This is a genomic window from Pseudomonas subflava (genome assembly GCF_023823685.1).
GTDB classification, from domain to species: Bacteria; Pseudomonadota; Gammaproteobacteria; order Pseudomonadales; family Pseudomonadaceae; genus Aquipseudomonas; species Aquipseudomonas subflava.
The window spans coordinates 202791-215199 of record NZ_JAMXBF010000006.1; the positions used below are offsets into that span (position 1 = coordinate 202791).

11 protein-coding genes are annotated in these 12409 nt (G+C 65.3%); all 11 read left to right on the forward strand.

What is annotated here, in order from left to right:
- Window positions 1-67 precede the first annotated feature (67 nt).
- The 11 genes from flhA to NF616_RS10145 all read left to right on the forward strand — a co-directional run bounded on the left by flhA (window position 68) and on the right by NF616_RS10145 (window position 12382).
- Complete coding sequence (gene flhA, locus NF616_RS10095; RefSeq protein WP_252273392.1) at window positions 68-2191, forward strand: flagellar biosynthesis protein FlhA; 2124 nt, start codon at window positions 68-70, stop codon at window positions 2189-2191.
- A 12-nt stretch (window positions 2192-2203) separates the two neighbouring features.
- Window positions 2204-3532: a flagellar biosynthesis GTPase FlhF gene (flhF, locus tag NF616_RS10100; RefSeq protein ID WP_252273113.1), complete on the forward strand. Its 1329-nt coding sequence runs from the start codon at window positions 2204-2206 to the stop codon at window positions 3530-3532.
- 96 nt (window positions 3533-3628) lie between these two features.
- Window positions 3629-4462 carry a flagellar synthesis regulator FleN gene (fleN, locus tag NF616_RS10105; protein WP_252273114.1) on the forward strand — a complete coding sequence of 278 codons (834 nt, stop codon included), beginning with the start codon at window positions 3629-3631 and terminating at the stop codon, window positions 4460-4462.
- Entirely contained in the window at window positions 4459-5205 is a 747-nt protein-coding gene (fliA, locus tag NF616_RS10110; protein ID WP_252273115.1) for an RNA polymerase sigma factor FliA, read from the forward strand. The genes fleN and fliA overlap by 4 nt, the downstream gene beginning before the upstream one ends.
- A gap of 85 nt (window positions 5206-5290) precedes the next feature.
- Window positions 5291-5665 (forward strand): chemotaxis response regulator CheY, encoded by a 375-nt coding sequence (locus tag NF616_RS10115; RefSeq protein WP_169920072.1) that lies wholly within the window; start codon window positions 5291-5293, stop codon window positions 5663-5665.
- Between the two features lie 19 nt (window positions 5666-5684).
- The gene (locus NF616_RS10120) at window positions 5685-6473 is read left to right on the forward strand and encodes a protein phosphatase CheZ (RefSeq protein WP_252273116.1); all 789 of its coding nucleotides are present in this window, start codon (window positions 5685-5687) and stop codon (window positions 6471-6473) included.
- Window positions 6474-6503: 30 nt separating this feature from the next.
- Window positions 6504-8738, forward strand: coding sequence for a chemotaxis protein CheA (locus NF616_RS10125; RefSeq protein ID WP_252273117.1), 2235 nt, complete (start codon window positions 6504-6506; stop codon window positions 8736-8738).
- Window positions 8739-8777: 39 nt separating this feature from the next.
- Complete coding sequence (locus NF616_RS10130) at window positions 8778-9914, forward strand: protein-glutamate methylesterase/protein-glutamine glutaminase (RefSeq protein WP_252273118.1); 1137 nt, start codon at window positions 8778-8780, stop codon at window positions 9912-9914.
- Window positions 9914-10654 (forward strand): flagellar motor protein, encoded by a 741-nt coding sequence (locus NF616_RS10135; RefSeq protein ID WP_252273119.1) that lies wholly within the window; start codon window positions 9914-9916, stop codon window positions 10652-10654. The genes NF616_RS10130 and NF616_RS10135 overlap by 1 nt, the downstream gene beginning before the upstream one ends.
- 2 nt (window positions 10655-10656) lie before the next feature.
- A complete protein-coding gene (gene motD / locus NF616_RS10140; protein WP_252273120.1) occupies window positions 10657-11544 on the forward strand; it encodes a flagellar motor protein MotD in 888 nt (295 codons plus the stop codon).
- Window positions 11545-11593: 49 nt separating this feature from the next.
- Entirely contained in the window at window positions 11594-12382 is a 789-nt protein-coding gene (locus tag NF616_RS10145; protein ID WP_252273122.1) for a ParA family protein, read from the forward strand.
- Window positions 12383-12409 lie beyond the last annotated feature (27 nt).

The following is a 12409-nucleotide window of genomic DNA, read 5'->3' on the forward strand; positions in this document are numbered from 1 at the left end:
TCTTGCTCTAGCCCAGTCATGGCGCCATTCGCGTCAAAAGATTGAATAGGCGAGGTAGCACGTGGCTTTGGATCGTGGGCAAATCATCGGTGATGTGCGCAGCAATCTGTCGGGATTGCGGCACGGCAACCTCGGCATCCCGCTGCTGCTGCTGGTCATGCTGGCCATGGTCATGCTGCCGATCCCGCCGTTCCTGCTCGACCTGCTCTTCACCTTCAGTATCGCCCTGTCCATCGTCGTCCTGCTGGTCGCCATCTATGCCTTGAGGCCGCTGGATTTCGCCGTATTCCCCACCGTACTGCTGGCCGCGACCCTGCTGCGCCTGGGCCTGAACGTCGCCTCGACCCGCGTGGTCCTGCTACACGGCCAGGAGGGCCACGACGCCGCGGGCAAGGTGATCCAGGCCTTCGGTGAAGTGGTGATCGGCGGCAACTACGTGGTCGGTGCCGTAGTGTTCGCCATCTTGATGATCATTAACTTCGTGGTGGTTACCAAGGGCGCCGGGCGCATCTCCGAGGTGAGTGCGCGCTTCACCCTGGATGCCATGCCCGGCAAGCAGATGGCCATCGACGCCGACCTCAACGCCGGCCTGATCGACCAGGCCGAGGCCAAGAAACGCCGGACCGAGGTGGCCCAGGAGGCCGACTTCTATGGCTCGATGGACGGTGCCTCGAAATTCGTCCGCGGCGACGCCGTCGCCGGCCTGCTGATCCTCTTCATCAACTTGATCGGCGGTATCGCCATCGGGGTGGTGCAGCACGACCTGGCCTTCGGCGACGCCGGCCGCATCTACACCCTGCTGACTATCGGTGACGGCCTGGTAGCGCAGATCCCGTCGCTGCTGCTGTCCACCGCGGCCGCCGTGATGGTCACCCGCGTCTCTTCCGCCGAGGACATGGGCCAGCAGATCAACCGGCAGATGTTCGCCTCGCCCAAGGCCTTGGCCGTCTCGGCGGCGATCATGATCGCCATGGGCCTGGTGCCCGGTATGCCGCACGTGCCTTTCATCGGCCTCGGCCTGATCGCGGCGGGCGCCGCCTACTGGATCGTGCACAAGCAGCGCCAGTCCAAGGTGGAGGCCGAGCAGGAGGACAAGCGCCAGCAGGAACTGCTGCCCGCCCAGCGCGCCCAGGAGGTCAAGGAGCTGGGTTGGGACGACGTGACCCCGGTGGACATGGTCGGCCTGGAGGTGGGCTACCGCCTGATCCCGCTGGTTGATCGCAACCAGGGCGGCCAGCTGCTGGCGCGGATCAAGGGTGTACGCAAGAAGCTGTCCCAGGAAATGGGCTTCCTGATGCCCTCGGTGCACATTCGCGACAACCTCGACCTGATGCCCAACGCCTATCGCCTGACGCTGATGGGGGTGAGCGTGGCGGAGGCTGAGGTCTACCCGGAGCGCGAGTTGGCGATCAACCCCGGCCAGGTCTTCGGCAGCCTGAACGGCATCGCCGCCAAGGATCCGGCGTTCGGGCTGGAGGCGGTGTGGATCGACCCGACCCAGCGCGACCAGGCCCAGTCCCTCGGCTACACGGTGGTGGACGCCAGCACCGTGGTCGCCACCCACCTCAATCAGGTCCTGCACAAGCACGCCCACGAGCTGCTCGGCCACGAGGAAGTCCAGCAACTGCTGCAACTGCTGGCCAAGAGCTCGCCGAAGCTGGCCGAGGAGCTGGTGCCGGGCATGATTTCCCTGTCGACCCTGCTCAAGGTGCTGCAGACCCTGCTGGCGGAACAGGTGCCGGTCCGCGACATCCGCAGCATCGCCGAGGCCATCTCCAACGTGGCCGGCAAGAGTCAAGATCCCGCCGCGATGGTGGCGGCGGTTCGCGTCGCGCTGTCCCGCGCAATCGTGCAAAGCATTGTGGGACTAGAGCCGGAGCTGCCTGTGATCACCCTGGAGCCGAGGTTGGAACAGTTATTGCTGAATAGCCTGCAGAAGGCCGGTCAGGGCTCCGAGGATGGCATCCTCCTCGAGCCCGGCATGGCCGAGAAGCTGCAACGCTCCCTGGTGGAAGCGGCGCAGCGCCAGGAAATGCTCGGCAAGCCGGTGATTCTGCTGGTGGCCGGTCCGGTCCGGGCGATGCTCTCGCGATTCGCGCGGCTCGCCGTACCGTCCATGCACGTACTGGCCTACCAGGAAATACCGGACAACAAGCAGGTCACGATCGTCGCCACGGTCGGCCAGAACTGAGGGTTCTAAGCCATGCAAGTCAAACGCTTCTTCGCCGCCGATATGCGTACCGCCATGAAACTGGTGCGTGATGAGCTGGGCGCCGATGCCTCCATCATCGGCAATCGCCGTGTGGCCGGTGGCGTGGAGCTGACCGCTGCGCTGGATTACCAGCCCGCCGCGCCGTCTCGCCAGCCCAACCCGGCGCTGGAAGCGGAGCTGCGCAAGACCCAGGCGACGATCGCCAATGCCCAGGCCGAACTGGCCGTGCGTGCAGTGGCCGACGAGCGCAAGGATCGCCAGCTGTTCGCCAACGAGTCGCTGATCGCCCCCGAGCTGCCGGCCACCGCGGTCAAGGTGCAGCGCCCGGTCGCCGGGCCCCAGCCGGCGCCGAAACCGGCCGCCGCCGCCGCGGTCGACCAGCGCGCGCTGGACGCCATGCGCTTCGAACTGAACGGTCTGCGCGAGCTGATCGAGGTGCAGCTGGGCTCCATCGCCTGGGGGCAACTGCAGAACCGCAAGCCGCAGCAGGCCAACCTGTGGCGCCGCCTGCAGCGCATGGGCCTGTCGGCCGACCTGTCCAAGGCCCTGCTGGAACGCGTGGCGCAGGTTGCCGATCCGCGCCAGGCCTGGCGTATGCTGCTGGCCCACCTGGCCCATGCGATCCGCACCCCCGAGGTCGAGCCGCTGGAAGAGGGCGGCGTGATCGCCCTGGTCGGCCCGGCGGGCATGGGCAAGACCACCACCCTGGCCAAGATGGCGGCGCGCTACGTATTGAAATACGGCGCGCAGAGCATTGCCCTGGTGAGCATGGACAGCTTCCGCATCGGCGCTCAGGAGCAGATCAAGACCCTCGGCCGCATCCTCAACGTGTCGGTGACCCAGGTCGACCCGGGCCAGTCGCTGGTTCAGGCCCTGGCGCCGCTGGCACGCAAGAAGGTGGTGCTGATCGACACCGCCGGTCTGCCGGCCAACGATCCGGCCCTGCGCATACAGTTGGAGAGCCTGGCCGGTCGTGCGGTCAAAGCGAAGAACTATCTGGTACTGGCGGCGACCAGCCAGGCGCAGGTGCTCAAGGCCGCCTATCACGGCTACAAGCACTGCGGTCTGGCCGGCTGCATCCTGACCAAGGTGGACGAGGCGGCCAACCTCGGAGAGGTTCTGGGACTGGCTATCAGCCAGCATCTCCCGGTAGCCTATCTGGCAGATGGGCCGAAGATCCCGGACGATCTGCAGGTGCCGCGCAGCCATCAGCTGGTGAGCCGCGCCGTGAGCCTGCAGACTGCGGAGGATCCGAGCGAAGAGACCATGGCGGACATGTTCGCCGGCCTGTACCACCACCCGGCGCGTCGCGCGGGCTAGGGCAGGCAGCGCCGCTCAAGGCGTTCTAGTGTTAGGAAAGGGTCGGTGTCGTTGCCCGACCAGCCCAGACCGGCAAGACAAGGGTAAGAGAAGAACATGGGTAGTATGCATCCCGTACAGGTGATCGCAGTCACTGGCGGCAAGGGCGGCGTCGGCAAGACCAATGTGTCGGTGAATCTGTCGCTGGCACTGGCCGACCTCGGTCGCCGGGTCATGCTGATGGACGCTGACCTGGGCCTGGCCAACGTCGACGTCCTGCTCGGCCTGACGCCGAAGCGCACGCTGGCCGACGTGATTGCCGGAGAGTGCGATATCAAGGATGTCCTGCTCCAGGGGCCCGGCGGCATCCGTATCGTGCCGGCCGCTTCGGGCACCCAGAGCATGGTGCAGCTTTCGCCGGTGCAGCACGCGGGCCTGATCCAGGCCTTCAGCGACATCAGCGACAACCTCGACGTGCTGGTGATCGACACCGCCGCCGGCATCGGTGACGGCGTGGTCAGCTTCGTGCGCGCCGCCCAGGAAGTGCTGGTGGTGGTCTGCGACGAGCCGACTTCGATCACCGACGCCTATGCGCTGATCAAGCTGCTCAACCGCGATTACGGCATGAGCCGCTTCCGCGTGCTGGCCAACATGGCCCACAGCCCGCAGGAAGGGCGCAATCTCTTTGCTAAGCTGACCAAGGTGACCGATCGTTTTCTTGATGTGGCTTTGCAGTACGTCGGGGCCGTGCCCTACGACGAATCCGTTCGCAAAGCCGTGCAGAAACAGCGCGCGGTATACGAAGCCTTCCCGCGCTCGAAATGCGCACTGGCGTTCAAGGCGATCGCCCAGAAAGTCGACACGTGGCCGCTTCCGGCCAACCCGCGCGGCCATCTGGAGTTCTTCGTCGAGCGTCTGGTGCAGCAGCCGATCGCGGGGACGGCCGTATGACAGCAGCCAGTGGACTTCGCATGTACAACAAAGCGCAGGCGCAGGATTCCCAGCACCAATTGATCGAGCGCTACGCGCCTCTGGTCAAGCGCATCGCCTACCACCTGTTGGCGCGCCTTCCGGCCAGCGTGCAGGTCGACGACCTGATGCAGGCCGGCATGATCGGCCTGCTCGAAGCCTCGAAGAAGTACGACGGCAGCAAGGGCGCCAGCTTCGAAACCTACGCCGGCATCCGCATTCGCGGCGCCATGCTCGACGAGGTGCGCAAGGGCGACTGGGCGCCGCGCTCGGTCCACCGCAACACCCGCATGGTCAGCGACGCCATCCGCGCCATCGAGGCGCGCACCGGCAGAGACGCTAAAGATCAAGAGGTTGCGGCCGAACTCCAATTGAGTCTCGAGGATTACTACGGCATTCTTGGCGACACTTTGGGCAGCCGCCTGTTCAGCTTCGACGACCTGGTGCAGGACGGCGAGGAGGGCGGGCTGCACGAGGACATCAACAGCAGCCACGGCGGCCCTCTGCACGGCCTGGAGGACGAGCGCTTCCAGGAGGCGCTGACCGACGCCATCGCCCATCTACCGGAGCGCGAACGTCTGGTCCTGTCGCTGTATTACGACGAAGAACTGAATTTGAAGGAAATCGGCGAGGTACTGGGGGTCAGCGAATCCCGGGTCAGCCAGTTGCACAGCCAGTGCGCCGCGCGTTTGCGGTCCAGGCTGAGCGAGTGGCGAGCCAGCTGACGGGCTGGCCGATTTTCATGATTGACGGCGCCCCCGGACTTCCGGGGGCGTTTAGGACTGTACGGAGGTCGACTTGGACAAAAACATGAAAATCCTCATCGTTGACGATTTCTCGACGATGCGACGGATCATCAAGAACCTCCTGCGTGATCTGGGGTTCACCAACACCGCGGAGGCCGACGATGGCAATACCGCGTTGCCGATGCTGCAGAGCGGCAGCTTCGATTTTCTGGTGACCGACTGGAACATGCCCGGCATGACCGGTATCGACCTGCTGCGTGCCGTGCGTGCCGACGAGCGCCTGAAGACGCTGCCGGTGCTGATGGTGACCGCCGAGGCCAAGCGCGAGCAGATCATCGAAGCCGCCCAGGCCGGTGTTAACGGCTATGTGGTCAAGCCGTTCACCGCTCAGGTGCTGAAAGAGAAGATCGAGAAGATTTTCGAACGAGTCAACGGTTGATGTCCGCCGCGGGGGCGCTATGGCAAACGATGAATCCTCCCTGGGCGAACTTGAATCGACCCTGAAGGCACACGCCAGCCAGCTCGTCGAGAGCCTGGAGAAAGGCCGTTTCGGCGAGGCTGTGCATCTGATCCACGAACTGAGTCAGGCCCGCGATCAGGGGCTTTACCAGGAAGTTGGCAAGCTCACGCGTGAGCTGCACAACGCGATCGTCAATTTCCAGATTGATCCTCGCAATCCGCATGCTCAGGAAATCTCGCAGATTTCCGATGCCACCGAGCGTCTGTCCTACGTGGTGCAGATGACCGAGAAGGCCGCCAACCGCACGATGGACCTGGTAGAGCAGAGCGCTCCGCTGGTCAACGACCTGGGCGACGAGGCCAAGGTCCTGTCCGAGGACTGGGGCAAGTTCATGCGCCGGGAAATGGGCGCCGATGCCTTCCGCGATCTGGCCAAGCGTATCGAGCTGTTCCTCGCCCGCAGCGAGCGCGACAGCCAGAAGCTGTCCAGTCAGCTCAACGACATTCTGCTGGCGCAGGACTATCAGGACCTCACCGGGCAGGTGATCAAGCGCGTGACCCAACTGGTCACCGAGGTCGAGAGCAACCTGCTCAAGCTGGTACTGATGGCCAGCCATGTCGATCGCTTCGCCGGCATCCAGCACGACATGGACGCCCTGCGTGCCGAGCAGGAAAAACAAAAAGAGCCTTCCAAGGGTGAAGGTCCGCAGATTCATGCCGATAAGCGTGATGACATCGCTTCCAGCCAGGACGATGTCGATGACCTGCTGTCCAGCCTTGGATTTTAAGAGCTCTAACAGAGCCTTTGGAGCGCAACGATGAGCTTCGACGCCGATGAAGAAATCCTCCAGGACTTCCTGGTAGAGGCCGGCGAAATTCTTGAGCAGCTGTCCGAGCAACTGGTCGAGCTGGAAAGCCGACCGGATGACATGGACCTGCTCAATGCGATTTTCCGCGGTTTCCATACCGTCAAGGGTGGTGCGGGCTTCCTCCAGCTGAACGAGCTGGTGGAGTGCTGCCACATCGCGGAAAACGTGTTCGACATCCTGCGCAAGGGCGAGCGCCGCGTCACCGCCGAATTGATGGACGTGGTCCTGCAGGCGCTGGACGCAGTCAACGAAATGTTCGGGCAGGTGCGCGAGCGCGCCGAACCGACTCCCGCGTCCCCCGAACTGCTGGCTGCGCTGGCGCGCCTGGCCGAGCCGGAGAGCGCCGACGAGCTGGCCGCCGAGCCGGAGCCGGAGACCGACACGGGCGCCGCGACCGAAGCGGGTGGCGACATCACCGACAGCGAGTTCGAACAGCTGCTGGAAGCCATCGGCGAGCAGCCGGCCGCCGAGTCCACGGTGGCGGGCACCGACGACATCACCGACGACGAATTCGAGGCGCTCCTCGACGAGCTGCACGGCAAGGGTAAATTCAGCGGCGCCGACGAAACCGCCGCGCCTGCGGCCAAGCCAGCCACGGCCGCGCCGACGGCAGGTGCCGGGGACGAAATCACCGACGACGAATTCGAGGCGCTGCTGGACCAGCTGCATGGCAAGGGCAAGTTCAGCGCTGCCGCCGAGGAACCCGCCGCGCCAGTCGCCAAGCCTGCCGCCGCGACGCCTGTGGCAGGGGCTGGCGATGACATCACCGACGACGAGTTCGAAGCGCTGCTGGACCAGCTGCACGGCAAGGGCAAGTTCACCGGCCCCGCGGAAGTGCCCGATGCCCCAGCGCCGGTAGCCTCTGCTGCGGCGGCGTCAGCCAAGAAGGCGGAGCCGAAGAAGGCCGAGCCGCCGAAGCCTGCCGCTGCCAAGCCGGCGGCGAAACCCGAGCCGGCCAAGCCCGCCGCGCCGGCTCCGGCACCTGCCCCCGCCGGTGGTGGCGCTGCCGCCAGCGAGGCCGAGACTACCGTTCGTGTCGACACCGCGCGCCTGGACGAGATCATGAACATGGTCGGCGAACTGGTGTTGGTGCGTAACCGTCTGGTGCGCCTGGGCCTGAACAGCGGCGACGAGGCGATGGCCAAGGCCGTCTCCAACCTCGACGTGGTCACGGCGGACCTGCAGACGTCGGTCATGAAGACCCGTATGCAGCCGATCAAGAAGGTCTTCGGCCGCTTCCCGCGCCTCGTTCGCGACCTGGCGCGCAACCTGAAGAAAGAGATCAACCTGGAGCTGGTCGGTGAAGAGACCGACCTCGACAAGAACCTGGTCGAGGCCCTGGCCGACCCGCTGGTGCACTTGGTGCGCAACGCCGTCGACCACGGCATCGAGGGGCCGGACGAGCGCGAGGCCGCCGGCAAGGCGCGGGCGGGCAGGGTGGTGCTGTCCGCCGAGCAGGAGGGCGATCACATCCTCCTGTCGATCTCCGACGACGGCAAGGGCATGGACCCGGAGGTCCTCCGCGCTAAGGCGGTGGAGAAGGGCCTGCTGGACAAGGACGCCGCTGATCGCCTGAGCGAGACCGAGTGCTACAACCTGATCTTCGCCCCGGGCTTCTCGACCAAGACCGAGATCTCCGACGTCTCCGGCCGCGGTGTCGGCATGGACGTGGTGAAGACCAAGATCTCCCAGCTCAACGGCATCATCAACGTGCACTCGGCCAAGGGGCAGGGCTCGAAGATCATCATCAAGGTCCCGCTGACCCTGGCGATCATGCCGACCCTGATGGTGATGCTGGCCAATCAGGCCTTCGCCTTCCCGCTGGTCAACGTCAACGAGATATTCCACCTCGACCTGTCGCGCACCAACGTGGTGGACGGTCAGGAAGTGGTGATCGTGCGCGACAAGGCGCTGCCACTGTTTTACCTCAAGCGCTGGCTGGTTGTCGGTGCTTCCAACGAGGAGCAGCGCGAGGGCCATGTGGTGATCCTCACCGTTGGCAGCCAGCGTATCGGCTTCGTGGTCGATCAACTGGTGGGCCAGGAAGAGGTGGTGATCAAGCCGCTCGGCAAGATGCTGCAGGGCACGCCCGGCATGTCTGGCGCAACCATTACCGGTGACGGGCGTATCGCCCTGATCCTCGACGTGCCGAGCATGCTCAAGCGCTACGCGCGGCGCATCTGATCGTTCACGACCGGCCCCGCCGGTCGCTCTGGAGTGTTTATGGCAGTCAAGGTCCTGGTGGTGGACGACTCCGGCTTCTTCCGCCGCAGGGTCTCGGAAATCCTCTCCGCCGACCCCGATATCCAGGTGGTCGGTACCGCCACCAATGGCCGCGAGGCCATCGATCAGGCGCTGGCGCTGAAGCCGGACGTGATCACCATGGACTACGAGATGCCGATGATGGACGGCATCACGGCAGTGCGGAACATCATGCAGCGCTGCCCGACGCCGGTGCTGATGTTCTCCTCGCTCACCCACGAAGGCGCCCGCGTCACCCTGGATGCGCTGGATGCCGGTGCGGTGGACTACCTGCCGAAGAATTTCGAGGACATCTCGCGCAACCCGGACAAGGTCAAGGCGATGCTGTGCGAGAAGGTGCATACCATCGCGCGAAGCAACCGACGCTACAGCACCTTCAGTCCGGCGGCGCCGAGCCCGTCTAGCCATGGCACGGCATCTTCCTCGGCGCCCGCGCAGTCCGGTTTCGGCACCGCGCGCAGCACTGCGCCCTCGCCGAGTGCCCGTCCCGCGGCACCCGCCGCACCAGCCGCCAGTGGTGGCGCCCCAAAGCGTAAACCGTACCGGCTGGTGGCGATCGGCACTTCCACCGGTGGCCCCGTCGCGCTGCAGCGCGTGCTGACCCAGCTGCCGGCCAATTTTCCGGCGCCCATCGTGCTGATCCAGCACATGCCGGCGGCTTTCACCAAGGCGTTCGCCGAGCGCCTGGACAAGCTGTGCCGGATCACCGTCAAGGAGGCCGAGGACGGTGACGTGCTGCGCCCGGGCCTGGCCCTGCTGGCCCCCGGCGGCAAGCAGATGATGGTCGACCCGCGCGGCACGGTGCGAATCCTGCCCGGCGACGAACGCCTCAACTACAAGCCCTGCGTGGACATCACCTTCGGCTCGGCGGCCAAATCGTTCAATGACAAGGTGCTGGCGGTGGTGCTCACCGGCATGGGCGCCGATGGCCGCGAGGGCGCGCGCCTGCTCAAGCAGAGCGGCAGCCAGGTGTGGGCCCAGGACGAGGCGAGCTGCGTGATCTACGGTATGCCCATGGCGGTGGTGAAGGCCAATCTGGCCGATGCCGTGTATGGCCTCGACGAGATCGGCCGGCATCTCACCGAGGCCTGCGTCTGATGGATGTACTGAGCCTCATCGGGGTCATTCTCGCCTTCGTCGCCATCGTCGGCGGCAATTATCTGGAGGGCGGGCATGCGGGCGCGCTGATCAACGGGCCGGCGGCCCTGATCGTGATCGGCGGCACCCTCGGCGCGGCCTTTCTCCAGGCCCCGATGAACGTGTTCAAGCGGGCCCTGACCATCCTGCGCTGGATCATTTTTCCGCCGCGTATCGACCTGGCCGGCGGCATCAACAGTGTGGTCGGCTGGAGCATGACGGCGCGCAAGGAGGGCCTGCTGGGCCTCGAGCCGGTGGCCGACGCCGAATCCGACCCCTATGCCCGCAAGGGCCTGCAGCTACTGGTGGACGGCACCGAGCCGGAAGCCATCCGCAGCATTCTCGAAGTCGACCTCTACACCCAGGAGGCCCGTGACATCCAGGCGGCCAAGGTGTTCGAGAGCATGGGCGGCTACGCGCCGACCATCGGCATCATCGGCGCGGTGATGGGGCTGATCCACGTGATGGGCAACCTGGCCGACCCCAGCAAGCTGGGCGGCGGCATCGCCGTGGCCTTCGTCGCCACCATCTACGGCGTGGCCTTTGCCAACCTGCTGCTGCTGCCGGTGGGCGCCAAGCTGAAGGCCATCGCGGCGCGCCAGTCGCGTTACCGCGAAATGCTGCTGGAGGGCATCCTGTCCATCGCCGAAGGCGAGAATCCGCGATCCATCGAGCTGAAGCTGCAGGGCTTCATGGACTGACCATGCCCCGTCGGCGGATTCACGAAGAGCACGAAAATCACGAACGCTGGCTGGTGTCCTACGCGGACTTCATCACCCTGCTGTTCGCCTTCTTCGTGGTGATGTACTCGATCTCCTCGATCAACGAGGGCAAGTACAAGGTGCTGTCGGAGAGCCTGACGGGCGTGTTCAGCGAGCCGGAGCGGGCGATCAAGCCGATTCCCATCGGCGACGAGAAGCCGCGGACCACCGAGCCGGATCGCTCGATGATCGAGGACAACCCCAACAGCACCACCTCCAGCGACGACCCGGCCAGCGACCCGTTGCAGCAGATCGCTTCCAGCATGCGCGACGCCTTTGGCGACCTGATCACCTCGGAGCAGCTGACCGTGCGCGGCAACGAGCTGTGGGTGGAGATCGAGCTCAATTCCAGCCTGCTTTTTCCGAGTGGCGATGCCGTACCCAACGACACGGCCTTCGCGCTCATCGAGAAAGTGGCGAAGATTCTCTCGCCGTACGAGAACCCGGTGCATGTCGAAGGCTTCACCGACAACCTGCCGATCAATACCTCGCAGTATCCGAGCAACTGGGAACTTTCCGCCGCGCGGGCAGCCAGCATAGTGCGGATGCTGGCGATGGACGGCGTCAATCCGGGGCGTTTGGCGGCCGTCGGTTACGGCGAATTCCAGCCGGTGGCCGACAACGACACCGAGGAAGGGCGGGCACGCAATCGCCGCGTGGTGCTGGTGGTGTCGCGCAATCTCGATGTGCGTCGTAGTGTCAGCGGTGTGGGCAGCGGCAAGGCGCAGCCCGACGCCGCGCTGAAGCGGGCTGGCACGCAACCTGCACCGCCACAGCCATCTGCGGCTCCGGTGACCGGTCCCGCCAATATTTCGACGCCTGCACCCTGAGGCGTTCCAGTTCTCGGCTGAGGCGGACAGGGCCGGGAGGATGAAGAGCATGAAAGTCTGGGCAGTAGCCAATCAAAAGGGTGGAGTCGGCAAGACCACCTCATCCATCGCCCTGGCGGGTTTGCTGGCCGAGGCGGGTAAGCGCGTGGTGGTGGTCGATCTCGATCCGCACGGGTCGATGACCAGCTATTTCGGCCACGATCCGGACACCCTCGAGCACAGCAATTTCAACCTGTTCCTGCACCAGGGCAACGTGCCGCAGGGCTTGCCGGCCGAGCTTTTGCTGCCGACCAGCCACGAGAACATCGCCCTGCTGCCGTCCAGCACCGCGCTGGCGACCCTGGAGCGCCAATCGCCGGGGCAGAACGGCCTGGGGCTGGTGATCGCCAAAAGCCTGGCGCAGCTGTGGGACCGGTTCGACCACGCCATCATCGACAGCCCGCCGCTGCTCGGCGTGCTGATGGTCAATGCGCTGGCCGCGAGCCAGCAACTGGTGATTCCGGTGCAGACCGAGTTTCTTGCCGTGAAAGGCCTGGAACGCATGGTCAGCACCCTCAACATGGTCAACCGTTCGCGCAAGCAGCCGCTGCCCTACACCATCGTGCCGACCCTATTCGACCGTCGTACCCAGGCGTCGCTGAACACCCTGCGGGTGTTGCGCAACTCGTTTCCCGAACACCTGTGGCAAGCCTACGTGCCGGTGGATACCCGCCTGCGCGACGCCAGCCGTGCCGGACTGACGCCGTCCCAGTTCGATGGCAACAGCCGCGGGGTGATCGCCTATCGCGCCTTGCTCAAGCACCTGCTGGCGGGGCAGCCGGCCTCTCAGGTAGCCTGAGGGGGCGAGCTATGCTGATCTCACGGG

Coding starts and splice junctions, on each gene's coding strand:
- flhF (WP_252273113.1), top strand. CDS start 2,204: ATGCAAGTCAAACGCTTCTTCGCCGCCGATATGCGTACCGCCATGAAA.
- fleN (WP_252273114.1), top strand. CDS start 3,629: ATGGGTAGTATGCATCCCGTACAGGTGATCGCAGTCACTGGCGGCAAG.
- fliA (WP_252273115.1), top strand. CDS start 4,459: ATGACAGCAGCCAGTGGACTTCGCATGTACAACAAAGCGCAGGCGCAG.
- NF616_RS10115 (WP_169920072.1), top strand. CDS start 5,291: ATGAAAATCCTCATCGTTGACGATTTCTCGACGATGCGACGGATCATC.
- NF616_RS10120 (WP_252273116.1), top strand. CDS start 5,685: ATGGCAAACGATGAATCCTCCCTGGGCGAACTTGAATCGACCCTGAAG.
- NF616_RS10125 (WP_252273117.1), top strand. CDS start 6,504: ATGAGCTTCGACGCCGATGAAGAAATCCTCCAGGACTTCCTGGTAGAG.
- NF616_RS10130 (WP_252273118.1), top strand. CDS start 8,778: ATGGCAGTCAAGGTCCTGGTGGTGGACGACTCCGGCTTCTTCCGCCGC.
- NF616_RS10135 (WP_252273119.1), top strand. CDS start 9,914: ATGGATGTACTGAGCCTCATCGGGGTCATTCTCGCCTTCGTCGCCATC.
- motD (WP_252273120.1), top strand. CDS start 10,657: ATGCCCCGTCGGCGGATTCACGAAGAGCACGAAAATCACGAACGCTGG.
- NF616_RS10145 (WP_252273122.1), top strand. CDS start 11,594: ATGAAAGTCTGGGCAGTAGCCAATCAAAAGGGTGGAGTCGGCAAGACC.